The 19137-nt window shown below is 59.7% G+C and carries 16 protein-coding genes; 9 read left to right on the forward strand and 7 right to left on the reverse strand.

Features of this window, described 5'->3' with window-relative positions:
* The 3 genes from LCH65_RS22915 (at nt 1) to LCH65_RS22925 (ending at nt 3103) form a co-directional block, all read left to right on the forward strand.
* A complete protein-coding gene (locus LCH65_RS22915) occupies nt 1-1317 on the forward strand; it encodes a sugar ABC transporter substrate-binding protein (RefSeq protein WP_054081750.1) in 1317 nt (438 codons plus the stop codon).
* Between the two features lie 39 nt (nt 1318-1356).
* The gene (locus tag LCH65_RS22920; protein ID WP_003432418.1) at nt 1357-2130 is read left to right on the forward strand and encodes an L-iditol 2-dehydrogenase; all 774 of its coding nucleotides are present in this window, start codon (nt 1357-1359) and stop codon (nt 2128-2130) included.
* Nucleotides 2131-2260: 130 nt separating this feature from the next.
* Nucleotides 2261-3103, forward strand: a complete 843-nt coding sequence (locus LCH65_RS22925) for a DeoR/GlpR family DNA-binding transcription regulator (protein ID WP_003372074.1) — start codon at nt 2261-2263, stop codon at nt 3101-3103.
* A 78-nt stretch (nt 3104-3181) separates the two neighbouring features.
* Here LCH65_RS22925 and typA read toward each other — a convergent pair whose 3' ends face one another.
* Nucleotides 3182-5002, reverse strand: a complete 1821-nt coding sequence (gene typA, locus LCH65_RS22930; RefSeq protein ID WP_002555714.1) for a translational GTPase TypA — start codon at nt 5000-5002, stop codon at nt 3182-3184.
* 143 nt (nt 5003-5145) lie between these two features.
* Complete coding sequence (thiI, locus tag LCH65_RS22935; RefSeq protein WP_003426934.1) at nt 5146-6600, reverse strand: tRNA uracil 4-sulfurtransferase ThiI; 1455 nt, start codon at nt 6598-6600, stop codon at nt 5146-5148.
* A 336-nt stretch (nt 6601-6936) separates the two neighbouring features.
* On the opposite strand from thiI, the gene glnA reads away from it, so the two are divergent.
* The 4 genes from glnA (at nt 6937) to LCH65_RS22955 (ending at nt 10307) form a co-directional block, all read left to right on the forward strand.
* Nucleotides 6937-8343 (forward strand): glutamate--ammonia ligase, encoded by a 1407-nt coding sequence (gene glnA / locus LCH65_RS22940; RefSeq protein WP_003372080.1) that lies wholly within the window; start codon nt 6937-6939, stop codon nt 8341-8343.
* Between the two features lie 163 nt (nt 8344-8506).
* Nucleotides 8507-9064, forward strand: coding sequence for a chorismate mutase (locus tag LCH65_RS22945; protein WP_044310465.1), 558 nt, complete (start codon nt 8507-8509; stop codon nt 9062-9064).
* A gap of 77 nt (nt 9065-9141) precedes the next feature.
* Entirely contained in the window at nt 9142-9678 is a 537-nt protein-coding gene (locus LCH65_RS22950) for a DUF4124 domain-containing protein (RefSeq protein ID WP_226439822.1), read from the forward strand.
* Nucleotides 9675-10307 (forward strand): DUF4124 domain-containing protein, encoded by a 633-nt coding sequence (locus LCH65_RS22955; protein ID WP_226439823.1) that lies wholly within the window; start codon nt 9675-9677, stop codon nt 10305-10307. Before LCH65_RS22950 ends, LCH65_RS22955 begins: the two co-directional genes overlap by 4 nt.
* Before the next feature lie 33 nt (nt 10308-10340).
* Here the strand turns inward: LCH65_RS22955 and LCH65_RS22960 are convergent, their stop codons facing one another.
* Entirely contained in the window at nt 10341-10550 is a 210-nt protein-coding gene (locus LCH65_RS22960) for a hypothetical protein (protein WP_003432407.1), read from the reverse strand.
* Between the two features lie 39 nt (nt 10551-10589).
* Here LCH65_RS22960 and glnL point away from each other — a divergent pair, with 39 nt between their 5' ends.
* Together glnL and ntrC are read left to right on the forward strand one after the other, a co-directional pair.
* Entirely contained in the window at nt 10590-11675 is a 1086-nt protein-coding gene (gene glnL, locus LCH65_RS22965) for a nitrogen regulation protein NR(II) (protein WP_002555720.1), read from the forward strand.
* Entirely contained in the window at nt 11672-13108 is a 1437-nt protein-coding gene (gene ntrC / locus LCH65_RS22970) for a nitrogen regulation protein NR(I) (RefSeq protein ID WP_003413458.1), read from the forward strand. Before glnL ends, ntrC begins: the two co-directional genes overlap by 4 nt.
* A 182-nt stretch (nt 13109-13290) precedes the next feature.
* Here ntrC and mgrA read toward each other — a convergent pair whose 3' ends face one another.
* The 4 genes from mgrA to LCH65_RS22990 form a co-directional block, all read right to left on the reverse strand.
* Entirely contained in the window at nt 13291-14328 is a 1038-nt protein-coding gene (gene mgrA / locus LCH65_RS22975) for an L-glyceraldehyde 3-phosphate reductase (protein ID WP_003372090.1), read from the reverse strand.
* A gap of 81 nt (nt 14329-14409) precedes the next feature.
* A complete protein-coding gene (locus tag LCH65_RS22980) occupies nt 14410-15345 on the reverse strand; it encodes a sulfonate ABC transporter substrate-binding protein (protein WP_226439824.1) in 936 nt (311 codons plus the stop codon).
* 90 nt (nt 15346-15435) lie between these two features.
* Nucleotides 15436-16761 (reverse strand): LLM class flavin-dependent oxidoreductase, encoded by a 1326-nt coding sequence (locus LCH65_RS22985; protein WP_072367115.1) that lies wholly within the window; start codon nt 16759-16761, stop codon nt 15436-15438.
* Nucleotides 16762-16795: 34 nt separating this feature from the next.
* Nucleotides 16796-19111 carry a TonB-dependent receptor gene (locus tag LCH65_RS22990; protein WP_183131679.1) on the reverse strand — a complete coding sequence of 772 codons (2316 nt, stop codon included), beginning with the start codon at nt 19109-19111 and terminating at the stop codon, nt 16796-16798.
* Between the last annotated feature and the right edge of the window lie 26 nt (nt 19112-19137).

The raw sequence follows: 19137 nt of genomic DNA on the forward strand, positions 1-19137 counted from the left end.
ATGAACATTCGGAAAACGCTTTTCCTGTCCGCAGGCGTGTCCGCCGCCCTTTTCAACCTGACCGTCCAGGCTGCCGAAACCGTGACCATCGCCACGGTGAACAACGGCGACATGATCCGCATGCAGCGCCTGTCGAAAACCTTTGAGCAGCAGCATCCCGACATCAAGCTCAACTGGGTAGTGCTCGAAGAAAATGTTTTGCGCCAACGCCTGACCACCGACATCGCCACGCAGGGCGGCCAGTTCGACGTTTTGACCATCGGCACCTACGAGACTCCGTTATGGGGCGCCAAACAGTGGCTGGAGCCAATCACCGATCTTGCGCCGGACTACGATCTGGAGGATATCTTTCCCTCCGTGCGCCAAGGCTTGTCAGTCAAGGACACGCTCTATGCCCTGCCCTTTTATGGCGAAAGCACCATCACTTATTACCGCACCGATTTGTTCAAGCAGGCAGGCTTGAGCATGCCCGAACACCCGACCTGGACGCAGCTGGGCGACTTCGCCGCGAAGCTGTATCAGCCCGACAAGGGCGTTTACGGCATGTGCCTGCGCGGCAAGGCCGGTTGGGGCGAGAACATCGCTTTGCTCAGTACCATGGCCAATGCATTCGGCGCGCGCTGGTTCGATGAGCAATGGAAACCGCAATTGACCAGCCCGGAATGGAGCAAGGCTGCGAATTTCTACGTCAACACCCTGAAAAACTATGGCCCGCCGGGCGTGTCGAGCAACGGCTTCAACGAAACCCTCGCGCTGTTCAACAGCGGCAAATGCGCCTTGTGGGTCGACGCCAGCGTGGCCGGCTCCTTCACGACGGACAAGGAACAGAGCAAGGTGGTCGACAGCGTCGGCTTTGCACCTGCGCCGGTTGAAGTGACTGACAAGGGCTCATCATGGCTTTACGCCTGGTCGCTGGCGATACCGACCACCTCCAAGCACAAGGATGCGGCCAAGGCGTTCATCACCTGGGCGACGTCCAAGGCGTATATCCAGCTGGTCGCCGAGACGGACGGCATCAGTAACGTGCCGCCTGGCACCCGCGCCTCCACCTACAGCGAGGCTTACCTGAAAGCTGCACCGTTCGCCAAGGTCACGCTGCAAATGATGCAACACGCCGACCCGGCGCACCCCTCGGCCAAGCCTGTGCCCTACGTTGGTATCCAGTACGTGACCATTCCCGAGTTTCAGGCCATCGGCACCTCGGTCGGCAAGCTGTTCTCTGCCGCCGTGACCGGGCAAACCACCACTGAACAGGCGCTCACAGCCGCGCAGGCGGTGACCGAGCGCGAGATGAAACGTGCCGGCTACCCGAAGTAGAGCGCCAGCCCTCAACTGTATTGAACGGACGATGAACCCATGAAACGACTTGAAGGTAAAAGCGCGCTGATCACCGGATCGGCGCGAGGCATCGGGCGGGCGTTTGCGCAGGCGTACATTCACGAAGGTGCGCGCGTGGCGATTGCCGATATCGATCTGCAGCGCGCACAGGCGACAGCGACCGAGCTGGGCCCCAACGCTTATGCGGTGCGGATGGACGTCACGGATCAGTCGTCCATCGATCAGGCCATCGCCGCTGTGGTCGCACAGACCGGCAAGCTGGATATCCTGATCAACAACGCCGCGCTGTTTGATCTGGCACCAATTGTCGATATCACCCGCGACAGTTACGAACGGCTGTTTTCGATCAACGTCGCGGGCACCCTGTTCACTTTGCAGGCAGCAGCCAGGCAAATGATTGCCCAGGGGCACGGCGGCAAGATCATCAACATGGCCAGCCAGGCCGGTCGGCGGGGCGAGGCGCTGGTGGCGGTGTATTGCGCGACCAAGGCTGCGGTGATCAGCCTGACCCAATCGGCCGGGCTGGACCTCATCAGGCACGGCATCAATGTCAATGCCATCGCGCCGGGTGTGGTCGATGGCGAACACTGGGACGGCGTGGATGCGATGTTCGCCCGCTATGAAAACCGGCCGTTGGGCGAGAAGAAAAGGCTGGTGGGCGAACAAGTGCCTTTCGGGCGCATGGGCACAGCGGACGATTTGACCGGCATGGCCATTTTCCTGGCTTCAGCGGACAGCGAATACGTCGTAGCCCAGACCTATAACGTCGACGGTGGCAACTGGATGAGTTGAAGTGCGACGGGAGTAAAGATGAGCCGAACCGCGCAAAAAAGCCTGCAACTGCTTCCATTGCCGAAGCGATTGGCTAAGATGCGCGGACCGCCTGCTGCCTGAGGCGGCTCATTGATGTACAGGAGTACGAATGTCCACTGAAGAGGAGATCGCCATTTCCGGCGGTACACCTATGATCCCTGACCAGCGCCGGGAGCTGATGCTGCGTCAGTTGCGCAAGCATCAAGTGCTCAGCGTGCATCAGTTGATGGAGATGTTCGATTGCTCGCACATGACCATCCGCCGCGACATCGCCCAGCTGGAGCAGGAAGGTCGCGCCTACTCGGTTACCGGGGGCGTGCGTATCGCCAGCCAGGTCCACAGCGAGCCCAGCCACCAGTCCAAGGCCGTGGTGGAGTTGCCGCACAAGCAGGGTATGGCGCGGCTCGCAGCGGGCTTGTTGCACCCGGACATGACGATCTATCTGGACGCAGGCACCAGCACACTCGAAATCGTCCCGCATATCATCGCGCTGTCGGGCATGACTGTGGTCACCAATGATTTCGGCGTGGTCAACGCGCTGGCCGATGCTGCGCATGTGGATGTGATTCATACCGGCGGGCTGCTCGATCATCCGAACCGCTCCAGCGTCGGCGGCCTGGCAGCGGCGACCTTGCGCCAGCTGGCGACCGATGTGGCCTTCATGTCCACCAGCTCGTGGGACCTGCAACGCGGCACCACCACACCGTCGGCGCTGAAGGTCGAGGTCAAGCAGGCCGCCATGCAGTCCGCCTCGCAAACCGTGCTGATCGCCACCAGCTCCAAATACGGCACCTTCGGCATGTACAAGGTGGCCGGGCTCGAGCAGTTCGACACCATCATCACCGACGCAGCCCTGGCCGAAGCGGCTGCCGACGGGATTCGCAAGCAGCGTATCGAACTGTTGCTGGCACCCGTGGCGGGCAAACGTCAGGCCCTCGATATCAAGTCCTGAACCTCATTGCGATGATCAGCAGGTCAAAAAAAACCCCGGTCTCTCGACCGGGGTTTTTTATTCAGCGCGGGCTAAGTATCAAGCCTTGGCTTTCTTGGCAGCGCGGGTACGCTCGCTTTCGTCCAGGATCTTCTTGCGAAGACGGATGGACTTCGGCGTTACTTCGCACAGCTCGTCGTCCTGGATGAATTCCAGAGCCTGCTCAAGGGTGAACTTGACAGGTGGAACCAGGGCGATGGTTTCGTCTTTGCCCGAAGCACGCATGTTGTCGAGCTTCTTGCCTTTGGTAGGGTTCACACCCAGGTCGTTGTCGCGGCTGTTCAGACCAACGATCTGACCACCGTAGATTTCCTGACCGTGCTCGACGAACAGCTTGCCGCGCGCCTGCAGGGTTTCCAGGGAGTAGGTCAGTGCCTTGCCGGTTTCAACCGAAACCAGAACGCCGTTCTGACGGCCGGACATGTCGCCGGACTTCATCACGTCGTAACGGTCGAAGATCGAGGTCAGGATGCCTGCACCGGAAGTGAGGGTCAGGAACTCGTTACGGAAACCGATCAGGCCACGGGCCGGGATGTTGTACTCGAGGCGAACACGGCCCTTGCCATCCGGAACCATGTTGGTCAGGTCGCCTTTACGCAGACCCATTTGCTCCATGATCGCGCCCTGGGATTCTTCCGGCAGGTCGATGGTCACGTTTTCGTACGGTTCGTGCTTCACGTCGCCTACGCGACGGATGATCACTTCCGGACGACCAACACCCATTTCGAAGCCTTCGCGACGCATGGTTTCGATCAGTACCGAGAGGTGCAGCTCACCACGGCCGGAGACCTTGAACTTGTCGGCGGTGTCGCCTTCTTCAACGCGCAGAGCAACGTTGTACAGCAGTTCCTTGTCCAGACGTTCCTTGATGTTACGGCTGGTGACGAACTTGCCTTCCTTACCGCAGAACGGCGAATCGTTAACCTGGAAGGTCATCGAAACGGTAGGTTCGTCAACGGTCAGCGGCTTCATCGCTTCGACATTCAGTGGGTCGCACAGGGTGTCGGAGATGAACAGCTGGTCGAAGCCGCTGATGCAGACGATGTCGCCGGCAGCTGCTTCTTCAACGTCCACACGGTGCAGACCGTGGTGACCCATCAGCTTCAGGATACGGCCGTTACGCTTCTTGCCTTCGGCATCGATGGCAACAACCGGAGTGTTTGGCTTGACGCGACCGCGAGCGATACGGCCAACACCGATGACGCCCAGGAAGCTGTTGTAGTCCAGAGCCGAAATCTGCATCTGGAAAGGACCGTCACGGTCAACTTTTGGCGCAGGAACGTGATCGACGATCGACTGGTACAGCGGAGTCATGTCTTCAGCCATATCGGTGTGTTCCAGACCGGCAATGCCGTTCAGGGCCGAGGCGTAGACGACTTTGAAGTCCAGCTGTTCTTCGGTGGCACCCAGGTTGTCGAACAGGTCGAAGATCTGGTCCAGAACCCAGTCCGGGCGCGCGCCTGGACGGTCAACCTTGTTGATGACCACGATTGGACGCAGGCCGGCTTCGAATGCCTTCTTGGTCACGAAACGGGTTTGCGGCATAGGGCCGTCCTGGGCGTCGACCAGCAGCAGTACGGAGTCGACCATCGACATCACGCGCTCTACTTCACCACCGAAGTCGGCGTGGCCCGGGGTGTCCACGATGTTGATGTGGTAGCCATTCCAGTTGATCGCGGTGTTCTTCGCGAGAATGGTAATACCGCGCTCTTTTTCCTGGTCGTTGGAGTCCATCACGCGCTCGTCGTTGAGCTCGTTGCGCTCAAGGGTGCCGGACTGGCGCAGGAGTTTGTCTACCAGGGTGGTCTTACCATGGTCAACGTGGGCGATGATGGCGATGTTGCGTAGATTTTCGATCACTTGTGTATCTCGATCAGAGGATTCGGTCTGCTGACTGTTTAAAGGCAGCGATTAACTATTTCGAGTCGGCAAAAGCCGTTACGGCATGACGACTGGTGTCGGGGGGCCGGTGACGCAAGCCACAGGCAAACAGCCCCGGGCACTTAGCTCGGTCGATATACGCGCACATTGGCATGTCCCTCACTGAGCAAATGGTGGGCATGCAGGCGACTCATGACGCCTTTGTCGCAATACAGCAGGTACTGGCGCGTGTCATCCAGTGCCTTGAAACGGCTGTTCAATGCGTAGAACGGCAACGTCTGTATCTCCACGCCAGGCACCTGCAACGGCTGGTCTTCCTGGGCATCCGGGTGACGGATGTCGAGGATCACCTGACCGGCCAGCGCCTGGCTGACTTCTTCTATATCGACATTGCGGCTCAGATCGTCGATGACCCGATCGATCGAAACCAGCTTCGCGCGTTCGAGCGCCTGCTCGAGAATCGCCATGTCGAACTGTTTTTCTTCGTACTCAACGCGATTTCGCTTGGCGTTGGTCTTGGGGTTGACCGAAATCACCCCGCAATATTCAGGCATGTGCCGGGCGAAATCAGCAGTACCGATTTCAGTCGCCAGGTCCACGATGTCCTGCTTGTGGGTGGCAACCAGCGGCCGCAGGACCAGCTTGTCGGTCGCCGCGTCAATCAGCGACAGGTTGGGCAGCGTCTGGCTGGCAACCTGGGAAATCGCTTCGCCAGTGACCAGCACATCGATTTCAAGACGATCGGCCACGGCGGATGCAGCGCGTAACATCATACGCTTCAAAACTACACCCATATGACTGTTATCGACTTTCTGCAGAATTTCTCCGAGAACTTCCTCGAACGGTACGCTGACGAACAGCACGCGCTGAGAACTGCCGTACTTCTTCCAGATGAAGTGCGCGACTTCCATCACGCCCAGTTCATGGGCTCTTCCGCCCAGATTGAAGAAGCAGAAGTGCGCCATCAGCCCGCGGCGCATGATCTGGTAGGCCGCAACGGTCGAATCGAACCCGCCGGACATCAATACCAGGGTCTGCTCCAGCGCGCCCAGCGGGTAACCGCCCATGCCCTGATGTTGGTCATGAACGACAAACAACCGTTGGTCGCGAATTTCCATGCGCACCACCAGATCGGGCTTTTTCAGCTCGATTCCGGCCGCGCCGCACTGCATGCGCAACTTGCTGCCGACGTATTTCTCGACGTCCATGGAGCTGAAGTCGTGTCGGCCGGCGCGCTTGCAGCGCACTGAAAACATCTTGCCAGGCAACAGGTCGGCGTAGTGCAGTTTGCACTTCGCAACCACGTCATCCAGATCGCCCAGCGGGTACTCGGCGACCTGCAGAAAGTTGGCGATGCCTGGCATGCAGCTCAGCCGCTCCCTGATGCCCTGCAGCACTTTGGGGTCGGTCAGCCGGGTTTCGACCTCAAGGTTGTCCCATACGCCACCCACGACAATGTCCGCGTCCAGTTCACGGAGCACGGTACGAATGTTCTTGCCCAGTTGCCGGATGAACTTCTTGCGCACCGGCGGGCTTTTGATGGTGATTTCTGGGAAAACTTTAACGATTAGTTTCATGGAAACGGAGCGTGAGGTGCCGACCAAAAAAGGGGGGCGCGGATTATAGCGGAAATTGCTCAAGGTTTAACCAGTTATCGTACACGCAATCACTGATGCACCAAAAAGAGTCGACGCACCAAATTGCAGCGCCATAAAGGTGCGTGTTTTTCCTGCGCGGTGCGTTTTCGCCCCCTGAAAACCAGCGTTTGAGGCAAAAAACCCAACACGGGGCACTGGCATGCAAATTGCTCCCTTGTGAGGCAGGTTGCCTTGGCAGAGTATTTGCGCCGGCATCACCCAAATTCAAGGGACCACAACTCTATCAAGTCGGTCTCTAGCCACCCGGAGGACACCATGTCGAAGTCGGTTCAACTCATCAAAGATCATGACGTTAAATGGATTGATCTGCGCTTCACAGACACCAAGGGCAAGCAGCAGCACGTCACCATGCCTGCGCGCGATGCACTGGAAGACGATTTCTTCGAAGTCGGCAAAATGTTCGACGGTTCCTCCATCGCTGGCTGGAAAGGCATCGAAGCGTCCGACATGATTCTCCTGCCGGATGACGAAACCGCCCTGCTCGACCCGTTCACCGAAGAGCCAACCCTGGTTCTGGTGTGCGACGTCATCGAACCTTCGACCATGCAAGGCTACGACCGCGACCCGCGCGCCATTGCCCACCGTGCCGAGGAATACCTGAAGTCCACCGGTATCGGCGACACCGTATTCGTAGGTCCGGAGCCAGAGTTCTTCATCTTCGACGAAGTGAAGTTCAAGTCCGACATCTCCGGTTCCATGTTCAAGATCTTCTCCGAACAGGCTTCCTGGATGACCGACGGCGACGTCGATGGCGGCAACAAGGGCCACCGTCCGGGCGTCAAAGGTGGTTACTTCCCGCTGCCACCGGTCGACCACGACCACGAAATCCGCACCGCAATGTGCAACGCTCTGGAAGAAATGGGCCAGGTCGTGGAAGTTCACCACCACGAAGTGGCAACTGCCGGCCAGAACGAAATCGGCGTGAAATTCAACACGCTGGTCAAGAAGGCTGACGAAGTTCAGACCCTCAAGTACTGCGTACACAACGTTGCCGACGCTTACGGCCGTACCGCTACTTTCATGCCCAAGCCACTGTACGGTGACAACGGTTCGGGTATGCACGTACACATGTCCATATCCAAGGATGGCAAGAACACCTTCGCAGGCGAAGGCTATGCCGGTCTGTCCGATACCGCCCTGTACTTCATCGGCGGCATCATCAAGCACGGTAAGGCTCTGAACGGCTTCACCAACCCGTCGACCAACTCCTACAAGCGTCTGGTCCCGGGCTTCGAAGCACCGGTCATGCTGGCCTACTCGGCCCGTAACCGTTCCGCGTCGATCCGTATTCCTTACGTCTCCAGCCCGCGCGGCCGTCGTATCGAAGCACGCTTCCCGGATCCAGCGGCCAACCCGTACCTGGCATTCGCGGCTCTGTTGATGGCTGGCCTGGACGGCATCCAGAACAAGATCCACCCTGGCGACGCAGCTGACAAAAACCTGTATGACCTGCCGCCTGAAGAGGCCAAAGAGATCCCACAAGTTTGCGGCAGCCTGAAAGAAGCCCTGGAAGAACTGGACAAGGGCCGCGCGTTCCTGACCAAGGGCGGCGTTTTCAGCGACGACTTCATCGATGCCTACATCGAGCTGAAAAGCGAAGAAGAAATCAAGGTTCGCACCTTCGTACACCCACTGGAATACGAGCTGTACTACAGCTGCTGATCCAGCCACGCCAGCGTTGATGGCGTAACAGGAGACCTCCTTCGGGAGGTCTTTTTTTGCCCGGAGTTTACCGCGTGAACTTTTGTTCACCCCGCAACGCTGGCTCTGCCCGGTCGCCTGGAGTTAAATCTGCATCTCCCCACCGAACCGAGATGGAACTGCCATGCGCCTTATCCTGGCCACTTCCCTGCTGACAATGACGTTCATGTCTTCCTGCTTCGCCTTCACTGCCGAGCAGAAGCCTTCTGCACTTGAACCCCTGCTGCAAGCGATCAGCGAGCGCCTGACCATCGCGGATCAGGTTGCCCTGAGCAAATGGGACAGCGGCAAGGCGGTCGAGGACCCGCCACGCGAACAGCAAGTGATCAGCGCCGCCCAGGCCCGCGCTGCCGAGTTCAAGCTCAACCCCGATGATGTTCAACGTCTGTTCCGCGCCCAGATCGAAGCCAATAAACAGGTGCAGAACGCCCTGCTCGCCCAGTGGCACGCGGCAGGCAAAGCGCCCGACACGGTCAGACTCAGCCTGGTCGATGACATCCGCCCTAAGCTGGATCGCCTGCAGACCCAACTGCTCCAGGCCTACGCGGACTTCCAGCCACTGCGCAAGGCGGAAACCTGCCAGATGCAACTGGATGCGGCGCTGAAGCGTTATCAGACCAACCCGATTCACGATCAGGCGCTGGTACTGGCCACTGCCGACCTTTGCCCTGCGAAACTCTGACACATCAGGCAGATAGCGCAGCATAGGGCGATGTGTTCTATGCTGACGGCCAATCTTGCCCTGCTGTCGAGAGTCTCATGCGTCAAAGTCTGATTTGCCTGCTGCTGTTGATCAGCCTGCCCGCGCTGGCGCAGATCTATAAGTACACCGATGCGAACGGTAACAACGCGTTCAGCAACCAGCCGCCCAACGGGGCCAAGACCGAAGTGGTCGAGTTGCCGCCACTCAACAGCATAGAAACGCAGACGCCTTCCAGACCGGTCGTCAACAGTGCGCCGCAACCAGCCCCTGTCGCACCACCCTCGCAGCCGCAAACGGCCTATGACGTACTGGAACTCACCGACCTGCCCACCGACGAAGCGTTACGCGCCAACAATGGCACGTTCATCATCGGCGTGAAGATCCAGCCGCGTCTGCAACCGACTCACAGCCTGCAACTGCTGCTGGACGGCAACCTGTACGGGCAGCCCTCCAACCTGCCGCGCTTTCAAGTGGTCAACGTAGATCGCGGCGAACACAGCTTCGCGGTGGTCGTGAAAGACGGCGATCGGATCATTCAGCAGAGTGAAACCATCACCCTGACCGTACAGCGCGTACACCTCGGCAAGCCATGAGCAGACACACGATGCGCCGTCTGCTGACCTGCCTGTTGCTGCTGTTGACGCTGCCCGCAGCGGCCGACGTCTATACCTATATCGACGCGCAGGGTAATCGGGTGTTTACCGACCAGCCGCGCAAGAACGCCACCCGCGTCGACATCGCGCCCAGCAACAACATGACCGGCACGCCGCCGACCCGGACCTTGAAGGCCCACCCTGCCAAACCTGCAATAAAGCCGATGTTTCATTACCAATTGCTGAGAATTCTGGTGCCCGAACCGGACGCCACCCTGGTCAATCCCAGTGGCGACCTGATCGTTACCGTCACCAGCGAACCGGTGTTACAGGAGGGGCACAGCTATCGATTGCTACTGGATGGTGTTGCCGTCGGCCAGACCGGCCGCAGCCCGGTGTTCCCGTTGAGCAATGTCGATCGTGGCACGCATCAACTGTCGGTAGAGATTTTCGACGAACTTGGCCGTGTGCTGGAAAAAACACCGAACCAGCCCTTTCACGTGCAGCGCATTTCCCTGGCGCAAAAGCGCGCGACTCACCCCTGCAAGGAGGATGACTACGGTGTGCGGCCGGAGTGTCCGCTCAAGGACAAGCCCGAGCCCAAAAGCAGCATCCTGCCCTTCTTCTGATCTCGCCAAAACGCCAGCACCTTTTTGGTGCGCTCAATGACTGCCTGCGCAACAATACAGCCCAATCTGGTTCAAGAAGCCCGGCCGGGTAGCGCCGTATGCGGGCACGCTTTGCAAAAACGGCCCGACTTTGCAGATAAAACGCTTCTTTTCGGAGCCTTGGTTTGTTTTTTGCAACTTCACTGACACAGCACCGTATTGGTGGCTTTGCTCCTGCTGGCGCAGACCAGCCAGCACCAGCATGGCGCGACTGCAATGTGCCAAAAGAGGTCAACACGATTCATGACTATCAGCGATGCGCTGCACAGACTGTTACTGGATAACCTGACCACTGCCACCATTCTGCTCAACGCCGACCTGCGACTTGAGTACATGAACCCGGCAGCGGAAATGCTGCTGGCCATCAGCGGGCAGCGTAGCCATGGGCAATTCATCAGCGAGCTGTTCACCGAGTCGGCCGAAGCATTGAGTTCCCTGCGTCAGGCAGTCGAACAGGCTCATCCTTTCACCAAGCGCGAAGCGATGCTCACTGCACTGACCGGTCAGACCCTGACTGTCGACTATGCGGTGACGCCTATCCTCAGCAAGGGCGATACCCTGCTGTTGCTTGAAGTACACCCGCGTGACCGGTTGTTGCGCATTACCAAGGAAGAGGCCCAGCTGTCCAAGCAGGAAACCACCAAGATGCTGGTGCGTGGCCTGGCTCACGAGATCAAGAATCCGCTGGGCGGCATTCGCGGGGCCGCACAATTGCTGGCTCGCGAGCTGCCTGAAGAAAGCCTCAAGGACTACACCAACGTCATTATCGAAGAGGCCGACCGCCTGCGTAATCTGGTCGACCGCATGCTCGGCTCCAACAAGCTGCCATCGCTGGCCATGACCAATGTGCATGAAGTGCTGGAGCGTGTGTGCAGCCTGGTCGAGGCCGAAAGCCAGGGCTGCATCACCTTGGTGCGCGACTATGACCCGAGCATTCCCGACGTGTTGATCGACCGCGAGCAAATGATCCAGGCCGTGCTCAATATCGTGCGCAATGCCATGCAGGCCATCAGCGGCCAGAACGAATTGCGCCTTGGCCGGATCACCCTGCGCACCCGCGCCATGCGCCAGTTCACCATCGGCCACGTTCGCCATCGACTGGTCAGCAAGATCGAAATCATCGACAACGGCCCCGGTATTCCGGCCGAACTTCAGGAAACCATTTTCTACCCCATGGTCAGTGGCCGCCCGGACGGTACGGGATTAGGTCTTGCCATTACCCAGAACATCATCAGCCAGCACCAGGGTCTGATCGAGTGTGACAGCCATCCCGGCCACACCACATTCTCGATCTTCCTGCCGCTGGAACAAGGAGCAGCTTCGACATGAGCCGTAGTGAAACTGTCTGGATCGTAGACGACGATCGTTCTATCCGCTGGGTACTGGAAAAGGCCTTGCAACAGGAAGGCATGACCACGCAAAGCTTCGACAGCGCCGACGGGGTGATGAGCCGTCTGGCCCGTCAGCAACCCGACGTGATCATTTCCGACATCCGCATGCCGGGTGCCAGTGGCCTGGACCTGCTGGCGCGGATTCGCGAGCAGCATCCGCGTCTGCCGGTGATCATCATGACCGCCCATTCGGACCTGGACAGTGCCGTGGCGTCTTATCAGGGTGGTGCGTTCGAGTACCTGCCCAAGCCATTCGACGTCGATGAAGCCGTCTCGCTGGTCAAGCGCGCCAATCAGCACGCTCAGGAACAACAGGGCCTGGACGTTGCACCGACACTGACCCGCACCCCTGAAATCATTGGCGAAGCGCCAGCGATGCAGGAAGTGTTTCGCGCCATCGGCCGTCTGAGTCACTCCAACATCACGGTGTTGATCAACGGTGAGTCGGGAACCGGCAAGGAATTGGTCGCTCATGCATTGCATCGCCACAGCCCGCGTTCGGCCTCGCCGTTCATTGCGCTGAACATGGCGGCGATCCCCAAGGACCTGATGGAGTCCGAACTGTTCGGGCATGAAAAAGGCGCGTTCACCGGCGCGGCCAACCTACGTCGTGGACGCTTCGAACAGGCCGACGGCGGCACGCTGTTTCTCGATGAAATCGGTGACATGCCGGCCGACACCCAGACCCGTCTGTTGCGTGTACTGGCCGATGGCGAGTTCTACCGGGTAGGCGGGCACACGCCGGTCAAGGTCGACGTGCGCATCATTGCCGCGACACACCAGAACCTGGAAACCCTGGTACAGGCCGGCAAGTTCCGCGAGGACTTGTTCCACCGCCTGAACGTGATCCGTATCCACATTCCGCGCATGTCGGACCGTCGTGAAGACATCCCGACCCTGGCCAAGCACTTCCTCAGCCGCGCGGCTCAGGAACTGGCGGTCGAACCCAAGCTGCTCAAGGCCGAGACCGAGGAATACCTCAAGCATCTGCCGTGGCCTGGCAACGTGCGTCAGCTGGAAAACACCTGCCGCTGGATCACGGTCATGGCGTCGGGTCGTGAAGTGCACATCAGCGACCTGCCACCGGAACTGCTGAGCCTGCCGCAGGACGCTGCGCCGGTCACCAACTGGGAACAGGCGCTGCGCCAGTGGGCCGATCAGGCCTTGTCTCGTGGTCAGTCCAGCCTGCTGGACAGCGCCGTGCCGACCTTCGAGCGGATCATGATCGAAACCGCCCTCAAGCACACCGCCGGTCGCCGCCGCGACGCCGCCGTACTGCTGGGCTGGGGCCGCAACACCCTGACCCGCAAGATCAAGGAACTGGGCATGAAGATCGATGGCGGGGATGACGACGAGGCCGATGAGGGCTGAGTGGTTATATGATGGTCATTAGTGCCAATGCTCCGCATTGGCATGCATTTCGAAACACTCTGTGCCGCGCCTACTATTCAAGGCAGGACGCAGAGCGTCCAGAACTGCATTCCCACGCGGAGCGTGGGAACGATAGTCATCTCAGGAATTGCGTGTAACGCGCAGCTCAGCTCAGCACCGCATCACTCAGCCAGTGATGGTTTTTCCCACAGGTTGATTCCGCCTTCCACCGCAAAGCTGTCGATCTCGGTCAGTTCTTCGGGACTGAACGCGAGGTTCTTCAGCGCGCCGACGTTCTCGACAATCTGCTCCGGACGGCTCGCACCGATCAACGCGGAGGTCACGCGCGGATCGCGCAGCGTCCAGGCCAGGGCCATTTGTGCCAGGCTCTGACCGCGACGCTGGGCGATTTCGTTGAGCGCACGCACGTGGGCGATGTTCTGCTCGGACAGGTGCGAAGCCTGCAGCGAGCCGCCACCCGGACGATTGACCCGCGCATCCTTGGGCACGCCGTTCAGGTATTTGTCCGACAGCAGCCCCTGGGCCAACGCGGTAAAGGCGATCACGCCCGCGCCCAGCTCTTCGGTCGCGTCGAGCAAGTCTTTCTCGACCCAGCGATTGAGCAGGTTGTAGGCCGGCTGGTGGATCAGCAACGGCACTTTCCACTCTTTGAGCAACGCCGCGATCTCACGGGTCTTGGCCCCGGAATAGGATGAGATACCGATATACAGCGCCTTGCCCTGCTGAACCGCGGTGGCCAGCGCGCTGGCGGTTTCTTCCAGCGGAGTGTCCGGGTCGAAACGGTGGGAATAGAAGATGTCGACGTAATCGAGCCCCATGCGCTGCAGGCTCTGGTCGAGGCTGGCGAGCACGTATTTACGTGAACCACCGCCCTGTCCGTATGGGCCCGGCCACATGTCCCAACCAGCCTTGCTGGAGATGATCAGTTCATCACGGTAGTGCTTGAAGTCTTCGCGCAGCAGACGGCCGAAGTTGATCTCGGCGCTGCCGTACGGCGGGCCATAGTTGTTGGCCAGGTCGAAATGGTTGATGCCCAGATCGAACGCCGTGCGCAGCATGGCGCGCTGGGTGTCGATCGGCGTGCTGTCACCGAAGTTGTGCCACAAGCCCAAAGACAGTGCCGGAAGCACCAGCCCGCTGCGGCCGGTACGGCGATAAGGCATGTCTTCGTAACGATTTTCGGCAGCGATGTAGGTCATTGAATCCTCTCTTGTCTGGGGGATATTCGAGGCGTCTTGATTGCGTTTGCGAACAGGCGACGCCTGTTCGCAACGCCGGAATCATGGCTTTTGCCAGACAACCTGCTGAATGTCGACCCGCTTAGGTATCAAGTGGTTGTCGTAAAACAGATCAGCGGTCGCCTGCTGCGCACTTACGATCTCCGGCGTGATCGGCAGGCTGGGTGATACAGGCCGATGGTCAAGATACTGAGTCATGACCGCTTCGGACAAGCCCATGCTGCGCGCCAGTATCTGAATACTCTCGGCACGCTGCGAGCGCGACAGCCCATCGGCAACTGTCAGTTCGTCGAGCACCTGCTGCACGAGCGCTGCATTTTCCTCGGCAAACGCCCGCCGTGCGGTATAGAACGGCCCGGACAATCCAAGTCCCTCGCCGTTGGCCAGCAGGCGAGTGTGGCCTTCGCTCATAGCGATGGAGTAGTAAGGGTCCCAGATCGCCCAGGCATCGACACTGCCGTTTTCAAAGGCTGCACGGGCATCGGCAGGGGTCAGATAGATTGGCTGAATATCCTTGAAGGTCAGGCCTGCTTTGTTGAGCAAACGCAGCACCACGTTATGCGAGCTGGAGCCTTTCTGCAGCGCGACCTTGCGGCCTTTCAATTCTGCGACGCTGTGCACCGGGCTTTCGTTGCGCACCAACAGGGTTTCCACCTGCGGCTTGGGTGGCTCGGCACCAATGTAGACCAGGTCGGCACCTGCGACCTGGGCGAAAATCGGCGGAATGTCGCCGGTGGAGGCGATGTCCAGGCTGCCAATGTTCAGCGCCTCCAGCATCTGCGGCCCGGCCGGAAACTCGATCCATTTGATTTGTTTCTCGGGAAAACGCTTTTCCAGCAAGCCGTGTTCCTTGGCCAGCACCAGCGTGACAGAGCCCTTCTGGTAGCCGATGCGGAGGGTGTCGGGCTCGACGGCAGCAGCTGTCCCGAACAGGCCACTGAAAGCCAGAATGGCGGCGATAAACGTGAATGGTTTCATGGGTGATCCCTTAATTCTGTATAAAAATCTGTCTCTGATTCTGGCCGAAGCCCGCTTTCTGCGCTCATCAGGCCTTGCATGCGGCAACGATCAAAATCTGTAAGCAGGCCGTTGCAAGCCCAGGTTTTCACGCAAGGTCGTGCCCTCATACTCGGTACGAAACATCCCGCGCCGCTGCAACTCGGGCACCAGCAACTGCGCGACATCTTCCAGACCACCCGGCAGATGCGGCACCAGCACATTGAAGCCATCCGCCGCGCCTTGCTCGAACCAGCGTTGCAGCTCATCGGCAATCTGCTCAGGCGTACCGATCAGGCTGTAGTGCCCTCGCCCGCCGGCAATCCGCCGCCCCAGTTGCGCCAGGGTCAGGTTTTCCTGATCGGCCAGTTCGGTGAGCAGTTTCTGCCGGCTGCGCTGGCCGCTGTCGGTCAGTGGCAGCTCTGGCAACGGGCCATCCAGCGGGTAACCCGACAGGTCGAAATTGCCCAGCATGCGGCCCAGCAGAGCGACCCCGACCTGAGGCTCGACCAGTGCCTGAAACGACTCGAATTTAGCTTTCGCCAAGGCTTCGGTTTCGGCCACGACGATGAACACACCGGGCATGATTTTCAGCGAATCGACGTCACGCCCGTAAGCACTCAGACGGCCTTTGATGTCCGCATAAAACGCCTGGGCGCTGGCCAGCGAGGTCTGCGCGGTGAACACCACTTCCGCCGTCTGCGCCGCCAGTTCACGCCCGACTTCCGAGGAACCAGCCTGCACCACCACCGGTTGTCCTTGCGGCGAACGTGCCACGTTCAGCGGGCCTTTGACGCTGAAGTGCTCGCCCTGGTGATCGAGCACATGCAGCCTGGCCGGGTTGTAATACTCGCCGCTGGCCTTGTCGCGGGTGAAGGCATCGTCTGCCCAGCTGTCCCAAAGGCCGGTCACCACCTGGTGAAACTCTCGTGCGCGGCTATAGCGCTCGGCATGCCCCACATGCTCGGCGCGACCGAAGTTCTGCGCTTCGGCGGCGGCATCCGAGGTCACCAGATTCCAGCCCGCTCGCCCACCGGAGAGATGATCCAGCGAGGCGAACTTGCGGGCTACGTGATACGGCTCGTTGTAGGTGGTGGTTGCCGTCGCGATCAGACCGATATGCTCAGTCACCGCACTGAGTGCCGAGAGCAGGGTCAGCGGTTCGAAATGATCGGAGCGTGCCATGCGGCTGGCGATATCACCGGTCGCGGCAGCCACGCTGTCGGCGACGAACAGTGCATCGAATTTTGCCGCCTCCGCAACCCTGGCCACGTGCCGGTAATGCTTGAAATCCAGCCCTGCATCCGCAGGCACATCCGGGTGCCGCCAGGCAGCGACATGATGCCCGGTGGCCATCAGGAAAGCGCCCAGCTTCATCTGTCGAGCAGTCGTGCTCATACCTCACTCCTTACGTTTTGCCTGGGGTCTCGGCTCAAAAATCCTTGCGTAACTGCACACCGAAATAACGTTCATCATCACGCGGCACGGATCGGTAAACGTAGTTGCCCCCGGTCGCCAGCATTGGCGAATAGGACTTGTCAGCCAGGTTCTTGCCCAGCAATGCCACACGCCAGCCACTGTTGTAATCAGCCAGTGCCACGCTGGCGTTCCAGATGCCGTAAGCGCCCTGTTTGGTGTCCGGGTTCTGGCTGATGTCGTACTGCACTTCGCTCTGCCAGCTGTAATCGGTGCCCAGTTCGATATCCAGGCCGTTGTCCAGCGGGAGGGTGTAGTCGGCGCGCACGTAGCTTTTCCAGTCCGGGCTGTACGGCAGGGTTTTGCCGTCGACGTTGCAGGACGCCGCCGCACCGGCCGGGCAGGCAAAGCTGTCGATGCGTGCTCTGGTGTAGGACAGCGCGCCGGAGAGTTTCAGGTTTCGCGTGGCTTGCAGGGCGTAATCCAGCTCGACGCCTTCGGTGCTGACACTGCCGGCGTTGATCAGGCGCGTCACGACCTGTCCGGCAACACTGTCGAAGAAGTTCGCCTGATAGTTGTCGTATTCGCTGTGGAACACCGCCAGGTTGGTGGTCAGGCGATTATTCCAGGTGGTGGCCTTGAGGCCGACCTCCCAGGTGTTCGAGGTTTCCGGCTTGAGGGCCTCGGTGTCACGCGGCTGCATGTTGAAGAACACGTTGTAGGCCGGGCCTTTGTAGCCGCGCGAATAGGTGATGTAGGTCATCACACTGTCGCTCAGGTCGTATTGCAAACCGAGACGCCCGGACTTGCCGTCTTCGTCCACCGACCCGGAACTGCTGGTCGCTGGCTGAATGCCGCTGACGGTCGTAGCCGATGTCGAGACGCGGCGATGATCGTATTCCAGATCGTCGTGGGTCCAGCGTGCCCCGGCAATCGCACGGAAGTCCGGCGTGAAATTGAACGTGGTTTCGCCGAACACCGAATAACTGTCGGTGGTGGTGCTGTAGTCGGCGATGCCGCGATCCTGAGTCGTCGGTGTGATCAGCGTGCGCTGATAGGTCTCGTCGCTCTTGCCGTGCATGTAAAACAGCCCGCCCACGTATTCGACGAACTGGCCTTTCGGCGACGCCAGACGCAGCTCCTGTGAATACTGGTTGAACTCAAGATCGCCCTTGTCTTCAGTGCCGGGGAACGCGGCGGTGATGGTGCCAAGCCGATCGCCGTCCTGATACTGCGTGTTGTCCCAACCGCGCCAGGCGGTGATGGAGGTCACGGTGTAGTCACCCAGTTGCCAGTCGAGCTGACCGGACAGGCCTTTGTTGACGTCCTCGACATGGCTGCGGTAATCGCTGACGACATTGCGGTTATCGCTGTCGGCACGTACCGGCGCCAGGGCACTGGCGAAGGACGGGGTCAGCGCCTTGGTTACCACGCCGTTGGGCGCGTCGTCATGGGACTGCATGTAGTCCGCTGCGAGGGTGAAGGTGATGTCGTCATTGGGCGTGAATTCCAGTTTGCCGCGTGCACCCTTGCGGTTGTAACCGTTGACTTCCTGACCATTGAGCTTGTTATCGACATTGCCGTCATAGCTGCCGAACAACGTCGTGATCGAGCCTTTGAGGGTCTGCGGAATCAGGCTGCCGCCAATACCGAAACGGGTGCGGCTTTCGTTGCCGCTGTAATACGACTGATCGATGTAACCGTGAGTCTCTTCGGTCGGTGCCTTGGTGGTGACGTTCAGCACGCCCGCCGAAGCGTTCTTGCCGAACAGCGTACCTTGCGGGCCGCGCAGCACTTCGATGCGTTCCAGGTCGAGCAAGTCCAGCGTGGCCTGACCCGGACGGGCATACACCACGCCGTCGATCACGGTTGCCACGGTCGGTTCGACGCCTGGCGAGGTGGAAATGGTGCCGACACCGCGAACGAACAGCGAAGTGTCCTTGTTGGAAGCCCCGGTGCGGAAATTCAACGACGGCACCTGCTGCACAATACTGGCCACGCCATTACGGTTATCGCGCTCCAGTTGTTCGCCCTCGATCACGGACACGGCAACCGGTACTTTTTGCAGCGATTCTTCACGGCGTGTGGCGGTCACGGTCACCGATTCCAGCGCTACCGTTTCTGTATTCTGCCCTGCCGCTGTCTCTGCCATGGCCGGAACACACGGCAATGCCGTCAGCCCCATCAGTAACCACCCACAACGACGCCCCCGCGCCGCATGAGCCTGATCGATCGCCTGCGCCAGAAGCGTGTGTCTGACGCCATCCCCAGCTGTTGTGTGCATCTGCGTGCCTACCTGAAATATGCCCTGATCCGACAGTGCGATGCGCACTGGCGCCTATACGTGCTGACTAAACC

The sequence above is a fragment of the Pseudomonas sp. MWU16-30316 genome, assembly GCF_020515645.1.
Taxonomy (GTDB): domain Bacteria; phylum Pseudomonadota; class Gammaproteobacteria; order Pseudomonadales; family Pseudomonadaceae; genus Aquipseudomonas; species Aquipseudomonas cerasi.

Coding starts and splice junctions, on each gene's coding strand:
- LCH65_RS22915 (WP_054081750.1), top strand. CDS start 1: ATGAACATTCGGAAAACGCTTTTCCTGTCCGCAGGCGTGTCCGCCGCC.
- LCH65_RS22920 (WP_003432418.1), top strand. CDS start 1,357: ATGAAACGACTTGAAGGTAAAAGCGCGCTGATCACCGGATCGGCGCGA.
- LCH65_RS22925 (WP_003372074.1), top strand. CDS start 2,261: ATGTCCACTGAAGAGGAGATCGCCATTTCCGGCGGTACACCTATGATC.
- thiI (WP_003426934.1), bottom strand. CDS start 6,600: ATGAAACTAATCGTTAAAGTTTTCCCAGAAATCACCATCAAAAGCCCG.
- glnA (WP_003372080.1), top strand. CDS start 6,937: ATGTCGAAGTCGGTTCAACTCATCAAAGATCATGACGTTAAATGGATT.
- LCH65_RS22945 (WP_044310465.1), top strand. CDS start 8,507: ATGCGCCTTATCCTGGCCACTTCCCTGCTGACAATGACGTTCATGTCT.
- LCH65_RS22950 (WP_226439822.1), top strand. CDS start 9,142: ATGCGTCAAAGTCTGATTTGCCTGCTGCTGTTGATCAGCCTGCCCGCG.
- LCH65_RS22955 (WP_226439823.1), top strand. CDS start 9,675: ATGAGCAGACACACGATGCGCCGTCTGCTGACCTGCCTGTTGCTGCTG.
- LCH65_RS22960 (WP_003432407.1), bottom strand. CDS start 10,550: ATGCTGGTGCTGGCTGGTCTGCGCCAGCAGGAGCAAAGCCACCAATAC.
- glnL (WP_002555720.1), top strand. CDS start 10,590: ATGACTATCAGCGATGCGCTGCACAGACTGTTACTGGATAACCTGACC.
- ntrC (WP_003413458.1), top strand. CDS start 11,672: ATGAGCCGTAGTGAAACTGTCTGGATCGTAGACGACGATCGTTCTATC.
- mgrA (WP_003372090.1), bottom strand. CDS start 14,328: ATGACCTACATCGCTGCCGAAAATCGTTACGAAGACATGCCTTATCGC.
- LCH65_RS22980 (WP_226439824.1), bottom strand. CDS start 15,345: ATGAAACCATTCACGTTTATCGCCGCCATTCTGGCTTTCAGTGGCCTG.
- LCH65_RS22985 (WP_072367115.1), bottom strand. CDS start 16,761: ATGAGCACGACTGCTCGACAGATGAAGCTGGGCGCTTTCCTGATGGCC.